Below are 17,849 nucleotides of genomic sequence, written 5' to 3' on the forward strand. Positions count from 1 at the left end.
AGGGCCCCCATGGTCACCGATCGCGTTGAAATTTGCCTCCGGCCTGCTGAGGCTGAGGATTTGTCCCAAATTGTTCACTTAGATCGGTTAGCCTTTGCTCCCCTCAAATCGAATGCAGAGGTGGAACAGGAATGGTATGCCCATGGAATTAACCCGGAAGGGCGGCAGCAGTTTATTGCTGTGGATCAGCGGACGGGCTTAGGGGTTGGTACGTATACTGAGTTGCAGCTGAGTGTGTTCCTTGAAGGTCAGGAATTACCAGCCAAGGGATTTGCAGGTGTCGCCGTGGCTCTGGAACGACGGGGACAGGGAGTGGGGCGGTGGATGCTGGAGCAATCCTTGCGGGATTTGCAGCAGCAGCAAATTCCCCTAGCCATCCTCTATCCGTTTCAGCACGGTTTCTATCGTCAGTTAGGGTGGGCTTGGGTGGGGCGGGTGCATCAATACACGGTTGCCAGCCACCATTTACCCTCCTATCCAGAGCGCTGCCATATCGCCGCCTATGACCCGACTCAGCATCAGATTGCACTTACCAATGCCTATCACCACGCCGCTTGCCAGCATAATGGGTGGCTCCGACGCCAGGACTGGCAGTGGCGATCGCGCCTCAAGCCCTGTCCCGGACGGGAAATATACTGTTACCTGGAGGGTGGGCAGATTCTCGGATATGTGATTTTGCAGTATACCCTCCTCGACACCCTCTCCCAGCCAGCACTGTCCTTGGTGATTCAGGAATGGGTTGCCCTCAATGGGGATGCCTACCGGGGGATCTTAGGTTTTCTCTCGACCTTGAAGGATCAAGTCTCTACCCTTGTCTGGAATACTTACCCGGAGGATTCCTTCCCCTATCTGTTGCGGGAGCAGCGTTGTGATCCAGGGCTGCGACAGACAGTTGAGTTTTTTGGGTTGACTCACCGCTTTGGTGAAATTGGAGCTGGCTTTATGTGGCGATTGATCGATGTGGCAACAGCGTTTCGCCTGCGTCCAGTGCGGCCAGGTGATTCCTTTCTGCTGACCTTTGAAATCACCGATCCGGTGCTGGGGGATCAGACCCTCACCGCTAACTTTGCCACCGGACGAATGCATCCTGTGAGCCAGAGATCCCCAGGGGTACTCAAAACCTCGATTGCCCATCTGACCGAGATGTACTGTGGTCTGCGGCGAGCCTCGGAACTGGTTTGGACAAAGGAAGTGGAATGGACGGGCGACCCCAGCCTGTTAACCAAGCTTGATACAGCCTGGGAAGCAACGCCACCCTTTTGCTGGGATGCTTTTTAGCCTATTGGGCTGATTAGGCAGAGGAGGACAAAATCAAACCGTCAAACCCCAACCTTCGGCATTGGCAGGATCTGACGAATATGGTGCGCCACCTGATCGGGTTGCTCCACCATTGAGAGATGACCACAGTCGGCAATTTCCAGGACATTACCACCGTTGCCACGAAACAGCTGATGAAAACTGGCGAGGTGACGCACATACTTGGGTTCCATCACCGCATCCTGTAGCCCGGTAATGAAATAAACCGGCTGGGGGAGTTGGGTAACTAGGTGGGGGAGTTGATGCACTTCTGCTTCCGTTGTCGAGTCTAGTAAGGTACCCAGTGCCGCCTCCGATTGAGCGTTCACAAAGTCCTCTAGGCGTTGCTGACCCCAGGAACGATTGAGGGGATGTGCCACATTTGCCCTGGCAAATACCAGATCCAGCAGTGGCAGACTGGACAACCAGCGGGGGCGGAACTTCACCAGTTGAGCTCCTGCTGCCCGAAACCGCTCGAAGTCTTCTTTCAAATAGATGACCCCCCCCGGAATTTAAGCAGATCACCCCCTTCACCCTGGCGGGGTACTGTGCGGCCCCCCACAGGGCAATGGTGCCCCCCAGAGAGTGTCCAATCAACCACGCACTCTCAATCTTTAATTGTTGAAGGAGTCCCTCGAGATCGGCGGCGTAGCTAGCAGGGGCGTGGGGAGGCCCCCGTATCAACGCCCCTGGAGCCTGAGTAGTCTGAATCCAGGGGGGCTGCTGACATAGCCACTTCGTTGGGATGGGCACGATAGGATGAAGGTTGTTCCGCGATCGCAGCGAATTGGAATCCGGAGAAGGCCAAGGACGAATCCCCCGGTTGCGACTGACCAAAGCCCCGCAAATCATAGGAAAGGCACTGATAATCGGGAGCCAATTGCTGAATCAGCGGCTGCCAGTAGGCGCGACTCAACATCCAGCCATGAATGAACACGAGAACGTGGGGAAACCCGGTGGGAGCGGTCAGATCGTAGGTGTGGGGGACACCCCGAAGCGTAAGATTAGCCATGACACTATCCTATCTTGAAGCTTATACACTTCAGTCCCAGAAACAGATCTAGGCTTTACTGATACCGAGGGGCGATCGCTCCAAATGTAGGATTTACACCCATCATGACCCTCAACCGCTGGCAATTTTGGATCGATCGGGGCGGCACCTTTACCGATATTGTGGCGCGGCGACCAGACGGGAGGTTGGTAGTGCATAAGTTGCTCTCCGATCAACCAGAGCGCTACCACGATGCACCCCTTCAGGGAATTCGGGATCTGTTGGGACTGGCAGCAAAGACCCCGTTCCCCGCCGATCAAATTGCCGTGGTCAAAATGGGAACCACCGTTGCCACCAACGCCCTGTTAGAGCGGCGGGGCGATCGCACCCTGTTGTTGATTACCCAGGGATTTCGAGATGCCCTGCGGATTGGCTACCAGAACCGTCCTCAGATCTTTGCGCGGCAAATCATCTTGCCAGAAATGCTCTATGAACAGGTGATTGAAATTCCTGAACGCTACAGTGCCCAGGGGGAAGAGCTTTTGCCCGTGCAAATCACCGCTGACTTGGTGCAGGCGCTTCAGGCTGCCTACACCGATGGCATTCGCGCCTGCGCCATTGTCTTGTTACATGGCTATCGCTACCCTGACCATGAAGCCCAACTGGCGGATCTGGTGCGGGGAATTGGGTTTACTCAGATCTCTGTCTCTCACCAAGTCAGTCCAGTGATGAAACTGATTAGCCGGGGAGACACCACGGTGGTGGATGCCTATCTATCGCCGATTTTGCACCGCTATGTGGAACAGGTGAGTGCTGAACTGGGGCCGATTCCACTTATGCTGATGCAGTCCAATGGCGGATTAACTGCTGCGGCAGAGTTCCGAGGCAAAGATAGCATTCTTTCGGGGCCAGCCGGGGGGGATGGTCGGCGCGGTGCAAACCAGTGCGATCGCGGGAATCCGTTACATTATTAGCTTTGACATGGGGGGCACGTCTACGGATGTGGCTCATTACCGTGCGCCTTCCCTCGGGCAGGTAGGAGTGCCTGACTATGAGCGTGTCTTCCAAACGGAACTGGCGGGGGTACGGCTGCGAACCCCGATGATGGACATTCACACTGTGGCGGCGGGGGGAGGGTCGATTCTCCACTTTGATGGGGCGCGGTACCAGGTGGGCCCCGATTCTGCGGGGGCAAATCCAGGGCCTGCGTGCTATCGGCGGGGGGGGTCCGCTGACCGTGACGGACTGTAATGTCATGGTGGGTAAGTTGCACCCGGAGTTTTTCCCCCAAGTGTTTGGAGCAACCGCCGATCAACCCCTGGATCGGGCAGTCGTGGAGGCGCAGTTTCGCCAACTGACTACTCAGATTCAGACGGTAACCGGGCAGGTGCAAACGCCGGAAGAGGTTGCCCACAGTTTTCTTGCCATCGCCGTAGAAACCATGGCGATGGCGATCAAAAAAATCTCGGTGCAACGAGGCTATGACCTCAGTGAATATACCCTCTGTTGTTTTGGGGGGGCAGGGGGGCAGCACGCTTGCCTGATTGCCGATGCCCTCGGGATGCACCAGGTGTTTCTCCATCCCCTGGCAGGGGTTTTGTCAGCCTACGGTATGGGGTTGGCCGATCTACGGGTCTGGCGAGAACAGGCCGTGGAAGCCCTCTTAAGCCCTGAACTTGACACCCAGTTAACTCAGGCGGTGGCCCGGTTAGCCGAGACGGTTCAACAGGTGTTATGGCAACAGGCGGAGGAGCCAGACACCGATCTGAAACTGCAACTGCTGGCCAAAGTCCACCTGCGTTACCAAGGAACCGATGCCGCCCTGATGGTGCCCTTTGGCGATCGCGGGACGATGATCCAGCAATTTGAGCAGGCCCATCAGCAACGCTATGGGTTTATGGCACCTGACAAGCCCTTGATCGTCGAATCCATTGCCGTCGAGGGCATCCGTCTGGCAACCATACCGGAGGAACCTCATATCCAGCGCACCCGCCCAAGCGATCAACTGCCCCCCGCCATCGCCTACGTCGAGATGTATACGAACGCAGGCAGCAGCACCCAGTTTCTAAAGACCCCCATCTGGCAACGCCTGGATCTGCAACCGGGCGATCGCATTTCTGGTCCCGCGATTTTGGTTGATCCCACGAGTACCCTGGTGGTGGAACCAGGTTGGGAAGCACAGCTGACGGAGCGTAACCATCTGTTGCTGAACAAAACTCAGAAAAGGGTTCTAGCCCCTGGCATGGCAAGAAAGTTTAGTATCACTCAGCCCGATCCCATGCGGCTGGAACTCTTTAATCACCGCTTCCGGGCGATCGCGGAGCAGATGGGAATTACCCTCCAGAACACTAGCTATTCCGTCAATATCAAGGAACGCTTAGACTTTTCCTGTGCTTTATTTGACCACCAAGGGCATCTGATTGCCAATGCCCCCCATATCCCGGTGCATTTAGGCTCCATGGGGGATAGTGTCGAGAGTTTGATCACAGCGGTTGGCAATACCATCCAACCCGGCACGGTCTATGCGTCCAATAACCCCTACAGGGGCGGCACCCATCTACCGGATATTACGGTGATCACCCCCGTGTTCCTGGCGGGGATTACTACGCCCAGCTTCTATGTAGCTTCCCGAGGACACCATGCCGACATCGGTGGCATTACCCCTGGCTCCATGCCGCCCCACAGTCGCACCCTCGCAGAAGAAGGAATTTTGCTCGATCAAGTCCCCCTCGTGATCCAAGGACAACTCTGTGAGTCAGACCTTCTGGCGCTGCTGACCTCCGGCCCCTACCCGGCGCGGAACCCGCAGCAGAATCTTGCCGACCTCAAGGCGCAGATTGCTGCCAATGAGCGGGGGGTACAGGCACTCCAGCAGCTGGTGGCTGATTTGGGGTTGGAAATGGTGCAGGCCTATATGGGATATGTGCAGGATTACGCGGAGAGTTGTGTACGGCAAGCCATTCACCAGCTTCAAGATGGGCATTTTATCTATCCCATGGATGATGGCAGCCAAATTTGCGTCACAATCACCATCCACCAGGCAACCCGTAGCGTCCGCATTGATTTTACCGGTACCTCACCGCAACAGGACAATAACCTCAATGCGCCCCTGTCCATTTGCAAAGCGGCGGTTCTGTACGTGTTTCGCACCTTAGTTGCTGCGGATATCCCGCTGAATGCCGGATGTTTGCGCCCTCTCGAAATGGTGGTGCCGGAGGGTTGTCTGTTACATCCCCGTTATCCGGCGGCGGTGGTGGCGGGAAATGTGGAGACCTCCCAGGCGATCGTGGATGCGCTCTATGGGGCGCTGGGTTTGCAAGCTGCCTCCCAAGGCACGATGAACAATTTCACCTTTGGCAATGGTCAACACCAGTACTATGAAACCATTTGCGGGGGATCTGGGGCTGGAGCCGGGTTTGCGGGCACCGATGCGGTTCAGACCCACATGACCAACTCTCGGCTCACCGATCCAGAGGTTCTAGAATGGCGGTTCCCTGTCCAGCTAGAGAGCTTTGAGATTAGCCCTCAGAGCGGCGGCACCGGGCAATATCCGGGGGGCAATGGGGTGATCCGGCGACTCCGTTTCTGTGAACCCATGACCGCTGCAATTCTTTCAGGTCACCGCATTATTCCTCCGTTTGGCCTCCGGGGTGGGGCAGCGGCGGCGGTGGGGCGTAACTGGGTCGAGCGGCAGGATGGCACCCTTGAGGTGTTAGACGGTCGAGCCGAAGTTGAGATGCAACCAGGGGATGTATTTGTGATTGCTACCCCCGGTGGGGGCGGATATGGCCCGAGCAATCCCTAGGGCCACCAGCGAGCCAAGATCACCCCTAACTGCACCCCGACCACTCCCAACACCGCACTTCCAGCCCAGTAGAGGAGGGCTAACCCCGAGTTACCGGTTCGCAACAAGTAAACTGTATCCAGACCGTAGGTGGAAAAGGTGGTGTAAGCCCCCAAAAAACCCACTGCGAACATTAGCCGCAACTCAGGGCCAATGGTCACGACTCGCTCTAGCGCCAGGGTGGCAAAAAAGCCCATGACGAAGCAGCCAGTCAAATTAATAAAAAAGGTGCCATAGGGAAAGCTCGTACCAAAGCGTTGAGCGAACCAGAGTCCCAAGTAATAGCGACTTAAAGCTCCAGGAACTGCCCCCAAACTAACTGCCACAGCAGCTCGCACATCGGGACGCTCGGCGTTGCTAGCAACAACACCCATCAGCCCCATCAACAGTTGCTTTAAGTGCATACTTCTATGAAATTCCCTCCATTCAGTTTTTACGGTACTGGAATTGCATCAAAAAGGCCTGTTTAAAGTCAGAATAGTTTCCAACGGACACTTTGTGATCGGAAACACGAGAGGGTTGCCACTAAACCCATGGCCGAGTCAGCAATGGGGGAGAGGATTCCAAGTTTCAAGTTTAATGACCCATATCACCTATGACAGATTACCAAGCTGATCGTGACCAGTGTGAGCGTCGTCGCTTGCTCGTAACCGGGGGAGCCGGGTTTATTGGCTCGAATTTTGTTCACTACTGGTGCGATCGCTATCCCCAAGATCGAGTTGTGGTGCTAGATGCCCTTACCTATGCAGGCAATCTCCAAAACCTGGAAGCCTTGGAGGGGAACCCTAATTTTCGCTTTATGGAAGGGGACATCTGCGATCGCCTGTTGATCGATGGCATCCTTAAACAAGAAGGGATCTCGACCATTGCTCACTTTGCCGCCGAGTCCCATGTTGACCGCTCGATTCTAGGGCCAGATGCCTTTGTTCGGACCAATGTGGTGGGCAGTTTCACTCTATTGGAAGCCTTTCGGCAGCACTGGTTGAAGCAACAGCAGCCCCACCATTATCGATTTCTGCATGTTTCCACCGACGAAGTCTATGGCAGCCTGGGGCCAGCCGATCCCGCGTTTACAGAAACCACGCCCTACGCGCCCAATAGTCCTTATTCAGCCTCAAAGGCTGGCAGTGACCATCTTGCCCGCGCCTACTTCCATACCTATGGGATGCCCACCCTGATTACCAATTGCTCAAATAACTACGGAGCCTATCACTTTCCAGAAAAACTGATCCCCTTGATGTGTATCAATATTCTCTTGGGCAAGCCCCTCCCCGTCTATGGAGATGGTCAGAATGTGCGGGACTGGCTGTATGTGGGTGATCACTGTAGCGCCCTTGATACCGTACTCCATCGGGGACAGCCAGGGGAAACCTATAACGTGGGGGGCAATAACGAAGTCAAGAATCTGGATTTAGTCAAGACTCTGTGCGAGTTGATGGATGAGTTAGCGCCTAAACTGCCCGTACGTCCCAGCCGGGATCTGCTCACCTTTGTCAAGGATCGACCCGGTCATGACCGTCGTTATGCGATCAATGCCAACAAAATTCAAACAGAACTAGGATGGACATCCAGCGTCACCCTCACCCAAGGATTACGGCTGACCGTGGAGTGGTATCTTCAGCATCAGGACTGGTGGCAACCCCTGCTCTCTCCGGAGTACCAGGCCTACTACAACAAGGTCTACCACGGATAACTACGTTGGAGCGTGTCGTCAAGCTTATCGGCGATCGCGGCAATCCAAGCTTCATCTTGGCGGGTGTAGCTCCGGGGTGCTTTTGCCCCTAAGATCAAAGCGCCCTGTTGACCAATGGGCTGGCAAATCACCCCCTGGGTATTTTCCGGGAGGTAATCAAATTCAAATCGTCCGGGATAGAGGGCTAACTTCACCAGGTAAACGGGCTGCTGCAGCTGGAGTACTCGCTGTAAAATCGCACCGGGTTGCACTAGGGGATTCTCCCCCAAAATTCCCCGTCGCACTAGTACCTGCCCACGATAGTAGACCACCAAAGAACCGGTGATGGTATGGGTCAAGAGCAGATGGGAGACCCAAGCCAACTCGGTTTTTGCCGCTTCCGGCAGATTGGCTTCTAGCTCAAACCCTTCTGTTCCTTTTAATTGCACGGCCTCGGGCAATTGGGGTTGAACTTGCTGCCACAGCAACCCAGTTAAGACCAAAACGGCACTGAGAATAATTCCTAGGACATCCGATCTGGCCTGGGAATTGGTCAACTCAGGGGTGAGGAAGCGATTGACCATCAGTAAACTTCCCGCCAGGATGCCCACCCCAATTGGGAGTTGCCGCAGTAGGGGATAATCCTGCCGTGAGGTGCTCATCTATCCGAAGGTATAAACCTCTGAGTGCAGTAGGACGCAATACTAGCAAAGGAAGCTATGAATTTCCCTAGCCCATTCCCATAATTTCGTAACCTGCATCGACGTAAAGGATTTGCCCCGTAATGCCACTGGATAGGTCGCTACAGAGGAAGGCTGCGGTATTTCCCACTTCTGTCTGGGTGACGGTACGTCGGAGGGGCGCAACGGTTTCCACATGGTGGATCATGTCCAAAATGCCCCCCACCGCTGAGGAGGCCAAGGTACGAATCGGGCCAGCGGAAATCGCATTCACCCGGATCTTCTCAGGACCCAACTCTGAGGCCAGGTAGCGCACATTCATTTCCAGGGCGGCCTTGGCAATCCCCATGACGTTGTAATTAGGAATCACCCGCACCCCACCCAGATAAGTGAGGGTGACGATACTCCCCCCATGGGTCATCAGGGGTTTCACAGCTCGGGTCAATTGGATCAAGGAATAGGCGCTGACATCCAGGGCCAGGGAAAATCCTTGGCGAGAGGTCTCACTAAAGCCTCCGGTCAGGTCTTCTTTATTCGCAAAGGCCAGACAGTGAATCAAGATATCCAGATGACCCCATTGCTGGCGAATGGCCTCAGCGGTGGCATCAATTTGGCTATCGTCTTGGACGTTGCAGGGCAAAAACAGGCTGGGATTCAAGGGTTCAACCAGTTCCGCAACCTTTTTCTCGTAACGTCCTTTGTCATCAGGCAGGTAGGTAATGCCCAGATTGGCACCGGCTTGATGCAGTTGTTGGGCAATCCCCCAGGCAATCGAGCGATTGTTGGCGATGCCAGTCACCAGGGCAGTTTTTTCCAGTTAGATCCAGCATAATCACTTATTTTTCAGCAGAAGGGAATGTTGACTCAGCGGGGGGAGCCATTGTTGAGGGAGCAACCATTAACCTCAGTGGTCAGGGTCGCCGCCGGGGATGGCTCAGTAGTGAGCCGATTCAACAGCATATCCGGAATCGTTGCCTCTGGGAGCAAAGGGATGGACAGTTGGGGCAGGGGAGAAGCCACCAATTGTTCAACGTGGCTCAGAGCTTTGTAACTACCACAGAGCAACAGGCGATCGCCTGCTTGTAGATCGACATCCCCTGCAGGGAAGCGAATAAACTGCCCCTGACGGCGAATCGCCTGCACCTGGGTGTCAAACTGGCGACGAATATCTAACGTCGCTAAGGTCTGACCGATGACGGGACTTTCGAGGGGAATGGTCAGCCACTGACAGGATGATCCTACCCCCGGTAGGGTACGTTCTCCCCGTGCCAACTCATCCAGAGCCGCTAGTTCTGCGGGTTCCCCCACCAACAACAGCCGATCGCCACTTTCGAGCAAGGTTTGGGAGTCTGGGTAATCCACTTCCTCCCCATTATCGCGGCGGATCACCATCAGGCTCACCCCCGGTAAGGCGGCGGAGGTCAGCCTCCTCTAGGGTCATGCCACTTAAGGTTGAGGTTTCTGGCAGAGCATACCACTTGCTGTTCAGGTGTTTAGCGGCCACCTGGACCTCACGGGAAACCTCACGAGCCGATTGTTCGGGGCGGAGTGCCAAGTAATGACTGCTGCGAATTTGGTTGACATCTCGCTGAATCACGGGCAAAGGCAGACCCATTCCCAGCAGGAGATGGGTAGACAACTCCAAGCTGGCCTCAAATTCCGGTTGCACCACCTCCCGGGCCCCAAGTTGATAGAGGATTTCAATATCTTGATTCCGGTTGGCACGCACTACTACATCTAGTTCGGGGGCAAATTCCAGGGCGCGTTTCAGGCAAAGGCGGGTACTCATGGGGTCTGGGAGGGCGATCGCCATGCCCCGTGCCTGAGCCACGGCTGACTTTTCCAATGCCCGGACACTGGCGGCATTGCCGTAGATATAGGGAATGCCTGCGTCTCGGAGTTTTTGTACCGCCTGCTCAGACTGGTCAATGACGACGACGGGGTAGTTGTGGTTCAACAATAGCTGGACAATGTTCTGTCCAATCCGTCCGTAACCACAGACCACGACATGATTTTGCGTGGGGACAGTGTCTGCCACTTCCTGGGGCGTTTCAGTTTCCAGATAACGCTTGAGCTGAGGATGGGCCTCTGCCCAGCTCAATAGTTTGGGGAGCAGCCGCAGCAAGAAGGGCGTCAACACCAAGGTGACCGCGGTGGTACCCAGAATCAAGAGATAGACCCGGCGAGAAACCAGACCCAAAGACTGCCCCTCACTGGCAAGAACAAAGGAAAATTCCCCAATCTGAGCCAGCCCCACCCCAGCAATCAATGCTGTTTTTAGCGGATAACGAAAGGCTCTCACCAGCGGGGTAATAATCAAAAATTTGCCAATCAGCACCAGGGCGACCAAACCCAGGATCAACTCTAGGTTCTCCCACAGGAACACCGGATCAATTAACATGCCAATGGCGGCAAAAAATAGGGTGGCGAAAATATCCCGTAGCGGTTCCACATAGGTCAGGGTTTGATCCGCATATTCCACCTCCGAAATCATCAACCCAGCAACGAAGGCCCCCATTTCAATGGAGAGTCCCATGTGGTCGGTGAGCAGGGCAATGCTTAAACAGAGGGCAACCACCCCCAATAAGAAGAGTTCGCGGCTTTCCGTGCGCGCCAATAACCGCAGCAGGGGAGGAATGAACCAAATGCCAGCGGCGATCGCCCCCGCAGCAAACACCCCCGTCTGTAACAACGCCCAGCCCACGGCCAACCCAATCTCCTCGACGGGTTTATCCAGGGCTGGCAGCACCGCCAGCATTAATCCCACGGCCAAGTCTTGAATAATCAGGATGCCCAGCATCACTTGCCCCTCGGGGGGTCTCGGTTTCGTTGGACTCACTCAAGGACTTCAACACCACCGCCGTTGAAGACAGGGAGAGAATCGCCCCCAGAAAGATTCCCTGAGCGGGAGCCGTGACCCATCCCACCCCTAAGGACACCAGGGTCGTCACCAAAATCGTCAGGGTAATTTGCAGCCCGCCGCCGCCCAGACTAATGGTCTGCACTTTCCGCAACTCCGCAAAGGAGAACTTCACCCCTAAGGTAAACAACAGAAAGGCAACCCCAATTTGGGCCAGGGTTTCTACCTGCACCACTTCTTTGATCAAGCCAAAGCCGGAAGGGCCAACCATCATGCCCGCCACTAAATAGCCCAGCAAAATGGGCTGACGGCAAAGGGCAGCTAGAAGTCCACCTGTGACCGCTGCCCCCAGCACAGACACTAAATCGACAATTAATCTAAAGTCTTCTTGCACAGGTTTTTAATAACGCCCTGACTTAAAAGATGAGAACAAGTATTACGCTTCTTAATAATTAGCATACCGAGTTTTTCTGGCAGAATTCTGGCTCTGTCAGAGTAAATCCCAGACTTCAGTCAGGACGAGAGCCACCAGGAATGTTCCCCAGAGAGAACCGCTGCTTGCCATGACTCTGATGGCGAGTCGATGAGAGCACTGGCTCTGACGGGGCTCAACCCTGGGAGGAGGTTAGGGTAGCGCGGGTTCTCCTGCCTTGTGGAGCGTCCAAAAAGGAACTTTTTGGGTGGCTTCGAGATGTGCTCCGGTCACTTGGGACTGGGCAAACAGAAACTCCTTGCTCTGCCAGAGGGGAATAAAGGGAACCTCCGCCGCCAGAATTTCCTGGATCTGGATGAGCAGTTGGCGACGCACCTGGGGATCGAGCTGTTGACGAGACTGAGCTAGTAACTGATTGACCTGGGGATTGTAGTAAAAAGACCCCTGTCCCTTACTAGAGCCAGCTTCACAGCCTGTTGCTACCGAGCCTTGGGCACAGTCCATGAAGGGATAGAGATAGTTATCGGCATCTAGAAAGTCCGGTGTCCAGTCAAGGATAAAGGTGGGATAGACGCCCTTATCCAGGTTCTGATAGGCGGTAGCGGATTCTACGCTCTTGAGATCAATCTGCATCATTCCCCCCATTTTTTGCTGCACAAAGGCTTTGAGCATATTGGCAACCAAACTGTTACTGGTGAGATTGGAGCGATACCAGAGTTCTACGATTAACGGGTGACTGGGGGCATAACCTGCTTGTGTCAATAAGGCTTGGGCTTTGGGAACATTGCCATCGCCGTAGCGATCGCGGAACACCGGGCGATAGCTATCCAGGGTGGTGGGAATCAAGCTATAGAGTGGCTCGATCTGGCCGCGAAAGATCCGGCTTTGTAGCAGGGGGCGATCGATCACCGCCGCGATTGCCTGTCGCACGAATTGCCGATCCAGAGGGGGGCTTTTAAGGTTGAGGGTGAGGTAATAAATGCCATCCCCCCGGCCTTCTATCACCTGCCACTTGCCCTCAGTCCCCCCCTGTTGCAGGCTGCGGATTTGATCAACATCCAGGGTTTGATAGGCCAGATCCACTGCCCCGGTGCGAAAGGCATTGAAGAGAATGGCACTACTGGAAAGGCTTTGAATGGTAACGCCGGGATTGGCTGGTTTTTCGCCCCAGTATTGGTCAAATGCCTCCAACCGCAGGGAATCATTGCCGTACTGAGCCAGTCGATAGGGCCCGGTGCCAATGAATTGGTCGGGATGGAACTGACCCGCTCCCAAGGTATAGGCCTGGGGGGAGACGGCGCATAACCCGGAAAATGCCAGCAAGGCTGGAAACCCGACAAAGGGTTGCTTCAGGGTAATCGTCAGTTCATAGGCCCCGGTGGTCTCAACCTTAGCTACAGTATCGGCCAATAGAAAGGCGGGTTGCCCTCCATTGGCGATAAATCGCCGGAGGGAAAAGGCCATGGCTGCGGCATTAAAGGGCGTGCCATCGTGAAATACCACCCCCTGTCGCAGCGGCAGGGTGTAGGTTAATCCATCTCGGCTCACCGTTGGCAAGGCCGTTGCCAATTGCGGTTGCAGTTCGGTAGTACCCAGTTTGTAGGTATACAGGCGATCTCCCAGGTTATAGAGGAGGGTCCCCGCAAATAATTCGTAAGCATCCGCCGGGTCTAGGGTGCGGATCTTCGCCGTTGTCCCGAGGGTAATCCGTCCCTGGTTCCCGGCATCAACCCCGTGGGGTCGTTGCTGACAACTCACCAGCAGCAATAGGGCGCAGACCCACAAACCCAGGCCAACGATCCATGGCCGCAGCTGCCGCGATCGCAACCAGCTTCTTAGCATCGGTAACGACTGAGATGGCGATTCACCGCTGTCAAGGCTTGCCGGGTGCTATCCCAAGCTTGTTCCAGCTCCCGACTCTCACGACGCACTTCTCGCAGATAGTTCTCCGCAGATTTCAGGGCATCTTTAGCCGAGTTGGCACCCGAACATCCCCGAGCTGCCATCAACCCCTCGGTGGCTTCAGGGGTGGGGGGTTGCCCCATGAACACCGTCGTAGCGGATACGGCTCCATGACGACTCAAGATCGGGACGAGGGCACATCCCAGGACAATTACCAAGGTACAAAGGGCTAGGAGAAAGAGATTGCGGATGCGATGCATAAGGGTTGTTCCACTGAGTACATACAATTTAAGAAGTTATTTCAGTTCAAGTCCAATCACCCTGGCTGAACGGGGGAGTAAGTGCGCAGAAATTCAGCGATCCGGTCAACGGCGATCGCTAAGATCTCCGGGGGATGTACGAGGGCAAAGCGGACATAGCCTTCCCCCGCTTGGCCAAAACCAGCCCCCGGTGATGCTGCCACCCCCGTCGCCGCCACCAACTGCTGGCAGAACTGAACCGACTCATGGCTCCATGGGGCTGGTAACTTGGCCCAGACATACATGGTGGCCTCAGGTCGATTTACGGGCCAGCCGATGGCTTCCAGGGCATTGATAAAAACATCCCGCCGCTGGCGGAAGCAGTCAACTCCCTGGGCGACGAGTTGGGGATCGCCTTGCAAGGCGGCGATCGCCCCATTGAGAATCCCGCTGTACTGGTTAAAGTCCACCACGGCTTTGATCTGGCGCAGGGCTCGAATTAAGTCCGGGTTCCCAATGGCATAACCAACCCGAAATCCCCCCATGTGGTAGGACTTGGAGAGGGTAAACAGCTCAATGGAAACTTGCTTTTGGGGATCTGCCTGCAAAATGGAGGGCGGCGGCTTGGCCTCGAAGACAAAATCTGCATAGGGGAAGTCGTGCACCAACACCAGATGGTGCTGTTGACAGAAGTCCACTGCGGCTTGAAAAAACGACAACGGGGCGATCGCCGTCGTGGGGTTATGGGGATAACTCAACACCATCAGCCGAGCTTGCGCTAACACCGACGGGGGAATATCGGCGAAAACGGGCAAAAAGCCTGCCTCTGGGCGCAGGGGCATGGGGTAAATCTGCCCCCCTGCCAAGTAAACCCCTCCCATGTGGGACGGATAACCAGGGTCGAGGAGCAACGCCACATCTCCCGGATTCAAAATCGCTAGGGGTAGATGGGCGGTTCCCTCCTGGGAGCCAATTAAGGGCAGTACCTCGGTTTCTGGATCAACACCCACCCCGTACTTCTGGGTGTACCACTGGGCTACGACTTGGCGAAACTCTCGGGTGCCATGAAACAGCAGATAGCCGTGGGTCGTTGGGTCAGCGAGAGATGCGGCGATCGCTGCCAGAACCGGGGCTGACGTCGGTAGATCCGAAGATCCCAGGGATAGATCCAGGATCAGCTGTCCGGCAGCCCTGGCTTTTGCCTTGGCCTGATCCATATCGGCGAAGACATTTCCCTGGAGTGCATCAAGACGTTTAGCAAACTGTATCATTGGGCATCACTGGTGTCGGGCGGCGGCTCCCCATGGCTGCTGCCGTTAATTCACCCCGCTGAGATTGGCATCCAGAAAATTGATGATGTCTTGCTTGCCCTTCACCCCTTCCAGAAAGGCTACCGCTATCCCAGCGTGAAATAACATCAGGGCAGGGACACCTTGGATATTATATTTGCCAACGGATTCAGGGTTGGGGTCAACTTCCATCTTAAAAATTTGCAGGCGATCGCCGTAATGAGTGGCAGCCCAATCCATTAAGGGGGACATTAACCGACAGGGGCCACACCAGGGAGCCCAAAAATAGACCAGCACCGGGGCAGTGGCTTGTAGAACTTGGATGTCAAATGCTGGATCGATTAGGGAAATGACGCTACTCATGCGGAGGTTTCTCAATCACCTCCGTCATTCTGACATCTTTTACAGTTCCTCGGCAGCGAGATTTAGCGACTCAAAGAACCTGCCAACCCAGACAGGCTCAAACCTCCGATGAGGGTGATCGCCCCAGCCAACCCCTACTCGTGGGCAAGGGCAAGGCGCTAGAGCTGGTCAATCTTAGCTTTCAAATCTTCCAACTCGGCATCCACTACTGTCGGCTTACCGGCAGGGAGAATCCCTGTCGGAGAGGCTCCCCCACCGATGGCTGCCTTCATCGCTGCCAATTCATCATCGACATCACTGCCAGATTCCAGGGCGGCAAATTGTCCCTCTAAACTATCCCCTGCAATTTCCATCACCCCTTGGGAGCGGGCCTCCATCATCAGCACCTTTTCTTCCATGCGCTCGAAGGCGGAGGTAGCACTACTGGTGTTGATTTTGCCAGTCATGGAGGCAATTTGCTCGTTTGCCTTGGCCGCACTAATCCGAGCCTTGAGCATATCTTTCTTGGTTTTGGCTTCAGAAATTTTGCTCTCCAGGGTAATCAGATTACGCTTCATCCCATCCACCTGGGCCACCTGCTGATCCAGTTGAGATTTGAGGGAATTGGACGTCTCCTGGTAGGTCTTCTTCCGGGTCAGAGCTTCCCGTGCCAAATCCTCATTGCCCTTTTGCAGAGCCAGTTGGGCGCGCTGTTGCCAGTTGTTGACCTCAGTCTGGGTGGAGTTGTACTGCTGCTCAGTCCGCTTTTGGGTGGCAATGGCACTGGCCACCGCCTGACGTAACTGCACCAGATCTTCCTGCATGTCGATTAAGGACTGTTCCAGAATTTTTTCTGGGTCTTCAGATTTACTCACCAGATCGTTGAGATTGGCTCTGGCTACACGGCTAATGCGGTCAAGTAATCCCATAGTTAGCTTCCTCTCAGTATGGATTCAGGGCGGGTCGGTAGGCTTTGCCAGTTCACTGGAACGCAGTTAAAACCAATATCCACTGTCCTAGCACAGGTCAAAGGCAATTTCTCGACATTTCGGGGATTTTCCCTCCAGATCTTATCCTGGAGATCCCGGTGGATGACCGTCGGGTTCATTGGCGGCTGGGAGTGCGGCGGCTTCTGGACTGGATGCTATCTGGGCTTTCATAGCTGCCAACTCCTGATCAATATCATCAGCGGCGCCCAATTGCTCAAACCGTTTTTCCAGTTCGTCGGTGCCCAGCTCGGCGATCGCCTCTGATCGGGCCTCTAATTGCAACACCTTCTCTTCCATGCGCTCAAAGGCACTGATTGCACTTCCGGTGTTTACCTTGCCCATCACCTCATAGAGCTTTTCCGAGGCTTGGGCGGAGCGGGCGCGGGCAATATAGAGATCCTTTTTGGTGCGGGCTTCAGAAATCTTACTCTCGAGGGTGCGCATATCCTGTTTGAGTTTGGTGACCACCCCCGCCTGCTGATCCAGTTGAGATTGCATGGCCGTGGCGGTCTCTTGATAGGATTTGCGTCGGGTCAAGGCCTCCCGTGCCAGGGCTTCTTCCCCACTTTGCAGCGCCAACTGCGCCCGCCGATACCAGTCTTGGGCGGTGGTGCTGGCCTGGGCACACTGCCGTTCGGTGCGCTTTTGGGTGGCGATTGCTTGGGCAACCGCTTGCCGCAACTGCACCAGTTGATCCTGCATCTCCATAACGGCCTGTTCCAGTATTTTCTCTGGATCTTCAGCGCCTGAAATCAGACTGTTGAGATTAGCCCGAATCACCCGCAGGATGCGATCAAACAATCCCATGTCCTTTCCCTCTGCTTACAACGTTGATCCAGCCAACAGTGCCACCCGGCAGGTTGTTTGTCCCATCCTATCGCACTCCTCTCCAGCTCCCAAAAGGTTGGACTGGAACCCTGGGGCAGGGGTCACCCTAGGGACTTGGGGCGGGGGATGCGACAGGGGGGGGGGTCGGCGGTGGCATCCAATATCTGCGGGTCAGTGGGGTCAGCACCCGTCGCCTCCGGCGATCGCGTCAGGGTTCGGATCACAGAGGGAGCCGGATTGAGCGGGGAAGTAAGGTTGGGGTTCGAGGTGGGCGTTGGAGTCGGAGCTGGGGTCAGCTGGATGGTCTGGGGCGGCAGCGGTGTGGTTGTAAGGGGGGGCAACATTCCCGTAGCCGCAGGAGCAACCAAAGGCGGCGGCGCGGGAAGTGCCCCCGGCGGTGGCATGGGGATAGAATTCAACGTCACGGGGAACGGTTGTCCTTGGGGTTGTTCCGGGGGCAAGGACGGCAAGAAGGAGGTGGGGG

10 protein-coding genes and 5 pseudogenes are annotated in these 17,849 nt (G+C 55.4%); 3 read left to right on the top strand and 12 right to left on the bottom strand.

The window, feature by feature from the left end; all coding sequences use genetic code 11:
• Positions 1 to 9 precede the first annotated feature (9 nt).
• Complete coding sequence (locus tag DO97_RS14310; RefSeq protein ID WP_036534651.1) at positions 10 to 1,278, top strand: GNAT family N-acetyltransferase; 1,269 nt, start codon at positions 10 to 12, stop codon at positions 1,276 to 1,278.
• Between the two features lie 41 nt (positions 1,279 to 1,319).
• Here DO97_RS14310 and DO97_RS31315 read toward each other — a convergent pair.
• A pseudogene (locus DO97_RS31315) lies at positions 1,320 to 2,308 on the bottom strand (alpha/beta fold hydrolase).
• A 104-nt stretch (positions 2,309 to 2,412) separates the two neighbouring features.
• On the opposite strand from DO97_RS31315, the pseudogene DO97_RS14325 reads away from it, so the two are divergent.
• Positions 2,413 to 6,092, top strand: a pseudogene (locus DO97_RS14325) (hydantoinase B/oxoprolinase family protein).
• Here DO97_RS14325 and crcB read toward each other — a convergent pair.
• Entirely contained in the window at positions 6,089 to 6,535 is a 447-nt protein-coding gene (gene crcB / locus DO97_RS14330; RefSeq protein ID WP_193365084.1) for a fluoride efflux transporter CrcB, read from the bottom strand. The pseudogene DO97_RS14325 and the gene crcB overlap by 4 nt on opposite strands.
• A gap of 191 nt (positions 6,536 to 6,726) precedes the next feature.
• Here crcB and rfbB point away from each other — a divergent pair, with 191 nt between their 5' ends.
• The gene (gene rfbB, locus DO97_RS14335; protein WP_036534657.1) at positions 6,727 to 7,824 is read left to right on the top strand and encodes a dTDP-glucose 4,6-dehydratase; all 1,098 of its coding nucleotides are present in this window, start codon (positions 6,727 to 6,729) and stop codon (positions 7,822 to 7,824) included.
• Here rfbB and DO97_RS14340 read toward each other — a convergent pair.
• From DO97_RS14340 to DO97_RS24455, 10 genes and pseudogenes are all read right to left on the bottom strand, one after another.
• Positions 7,812 to 8,465, bottom strand: coding sequence for a cofactor assembly of complex C subunit B (locus tag DO97_RS14340; protein ID WP_036534659.1), 654 nt, complete (start codon positions 8,463 to 8,465; stop codon positions 7,812 to 7,814). The genes rfbB and DO97_RS14340 overlap by 13 nt on opposite strands.
• Positions 8,466 to 8,532: 67 nt before the next feature.
• Positions 8,533 to 9,313, bottom strand: a pseudogene (gene fabI / locus DO97_RS14345) (enoyl-ACP reductase FabI).
• A gap of 34 nt (positions 9,314 to 9,347) precedes the next feature.
• A pseudogene (locus tag DO97_RS31320) lies at positions 9,348 to 11,737 on the bottom strand (monovalent cation:proton antiporter family protein).
• Between the two features lie 231 nt (positions 11,738 to 11,968).
• Entirely contained in the window at positions 11,969 to 13,618 is a 1,650-nt protein-coding gene (locus DO97_RS14355) for an ABC transporter substrate-binding protein (RefSeq protein ID WP_036534662.1), read from the bottom strand.
• Positions 13,612 to 13,938: a hypothetical protein gene (locus DO97_RS14360; protein WP_036534666.1), complete on the bottom strand. Its 327-nt coding sequence runs from the start codon at positions 13,936 to 13,938 to the stop codon at positions 13,612 to 13,614. Before DO97_RS14360 ends, DO97_RS14355 begins: the two co-directional genes overlap by 7 nt.
• A 56-nt stretch (positions 13,939 to 13,994) precedes the next feature.
• Positions 13,995 to 15,185, bottom strand: a complete 1,191-nt coding sequence (locus DO97_RS14365; RefSeq protein WP_036534687.1) for an LL-diaminopimelate aminotransferase — start codon at positions 15,183 to 15,185, stop codon at positions 13,995 to 13,997.
• 48 nt (positions 15,186 to 15,233) lie between these two features.
• Positions 15,234 to 15,569 carry a thioredoxin family protein gene (locus DO97_RS14370; protein WP_036534669.1) on the bottom strand — a complete coding sequence of 112 codons (336 nt, stop codon included), beginning with the start codon at positions 15,567 to 15,569 and terminating at the stop codon, positions 15,234 to 15,236.
• 158 nt (positions 15,570 to 15,727) lie between these two features.
• Positions 15,728 to 16,477: a PspA/IM30 family protein gene (locus tag DO97_RS14375; RefSeq protein WP_036534671.1), complete on the bottom strand. Its 750-nt coding sequence runs from the start codon at positions 16,475 to 16,477 to the stop codon at positions 15,728 to 15,730.
• Between the two features lie 141 nt (positions 16,478 to 16,618).
• Positions 16,619 to 17,344, bottom strand: a complete 726-nt coding sequence (locus tag DO97_RS14380; protein ID WP_036534674.1) for a PspA/IM30 family protein — start codon at positions 17,342 to 17,344, stop codon at positions 16,619 to 16,621.
• 122 nt (positions 17,345 to 17,466) lie between these two features.
• A pseudogene (locus DO97_RS24455) lies at positions 17,467 to 17,849 on the bottom strand (hypothetical protein); the annotation flags it as partial.

The sequence above is a fragment of the Neosynechococcus sphagnicola sy1 genome (genome assembly GCF_000775285.1).
GTDB lineage: Bacteria > Cyanobacteriota > Cyanobacteriia > Neosynechococcales > Neosynechococcaceae > Neosynechococcus > Neosynechococcus sphagnicola.

What these genes read in the sequence shown, in the direction of transcription:
- DO97_RS14310 (WP_036534651.1), top strand. Translation starts at nt 10, where the DNA reads ATGGTCACCGATCGCGTTGAAATTTGCCTCCGGCCTGCTGAGGCTGAG.
- crcB (WP_193365084.1), bottom strand. Translation starts at nt 6,535, where the DNA reads ATGCACTTAAAGCAACTGTTGATGGGGCTGATGGGTGTTGTTGCTAGC.
- rfbB (WP_036534657.1), top strand. Translation starts at nt 6,727, where the DNA reads ATGACAGATTACCAAGCTGATCGTGACCAGTGTGAGCGTCGTCGCTTG.
- DO97_RS14340 (WP_036534659.1), bottom strand. Translation starts at nt 8,465, where the DNA reads ATGAGCACCTCACGGCAGGATTATCCCCTACTGCGGCAACTCCCAATT.
- DO97_RS14355 (WP_036534662.1), bottom strand. Translation starts at nt 13,618, where the DNA reads ATGCTAAGAAGCTGGTTGCGATCGCGGCAGCTGCGGCCATGGATCGTT.
- DO97_RS14360 (WP_036534666.1), bottom strand. Translation starts at nt 13,938, where the DNA reads ATGCATCGCATCCGCAATCTCTTTCTCCTAGCCCTTTGTACCTTGGTA.
- DO97_RS14370 (WP_036534669.1), bottom strand. Translation starts at nt 15,569, where the DNA reads ATGAGTAGCGTCATTTCCCTAATCGATCCAGCATTTGACATCCAAGTT.
- DO97_RS14375 (WP_036534671.1), bottom strand. Translation starts at nt 16,477, where the DNA reads ATGGGATTACTTGACCGCATTAGCCGTGTAGCCAGAGCCAATCTCAAC.
- DO97_RS14380 (WP_036534674.1), bottom strand. Translation starts at nt 17,344, where the DNA reads ATGGGATTGTTTGATCGCATCCTGCGGGTGATTCGGGCTAATCTCAAC.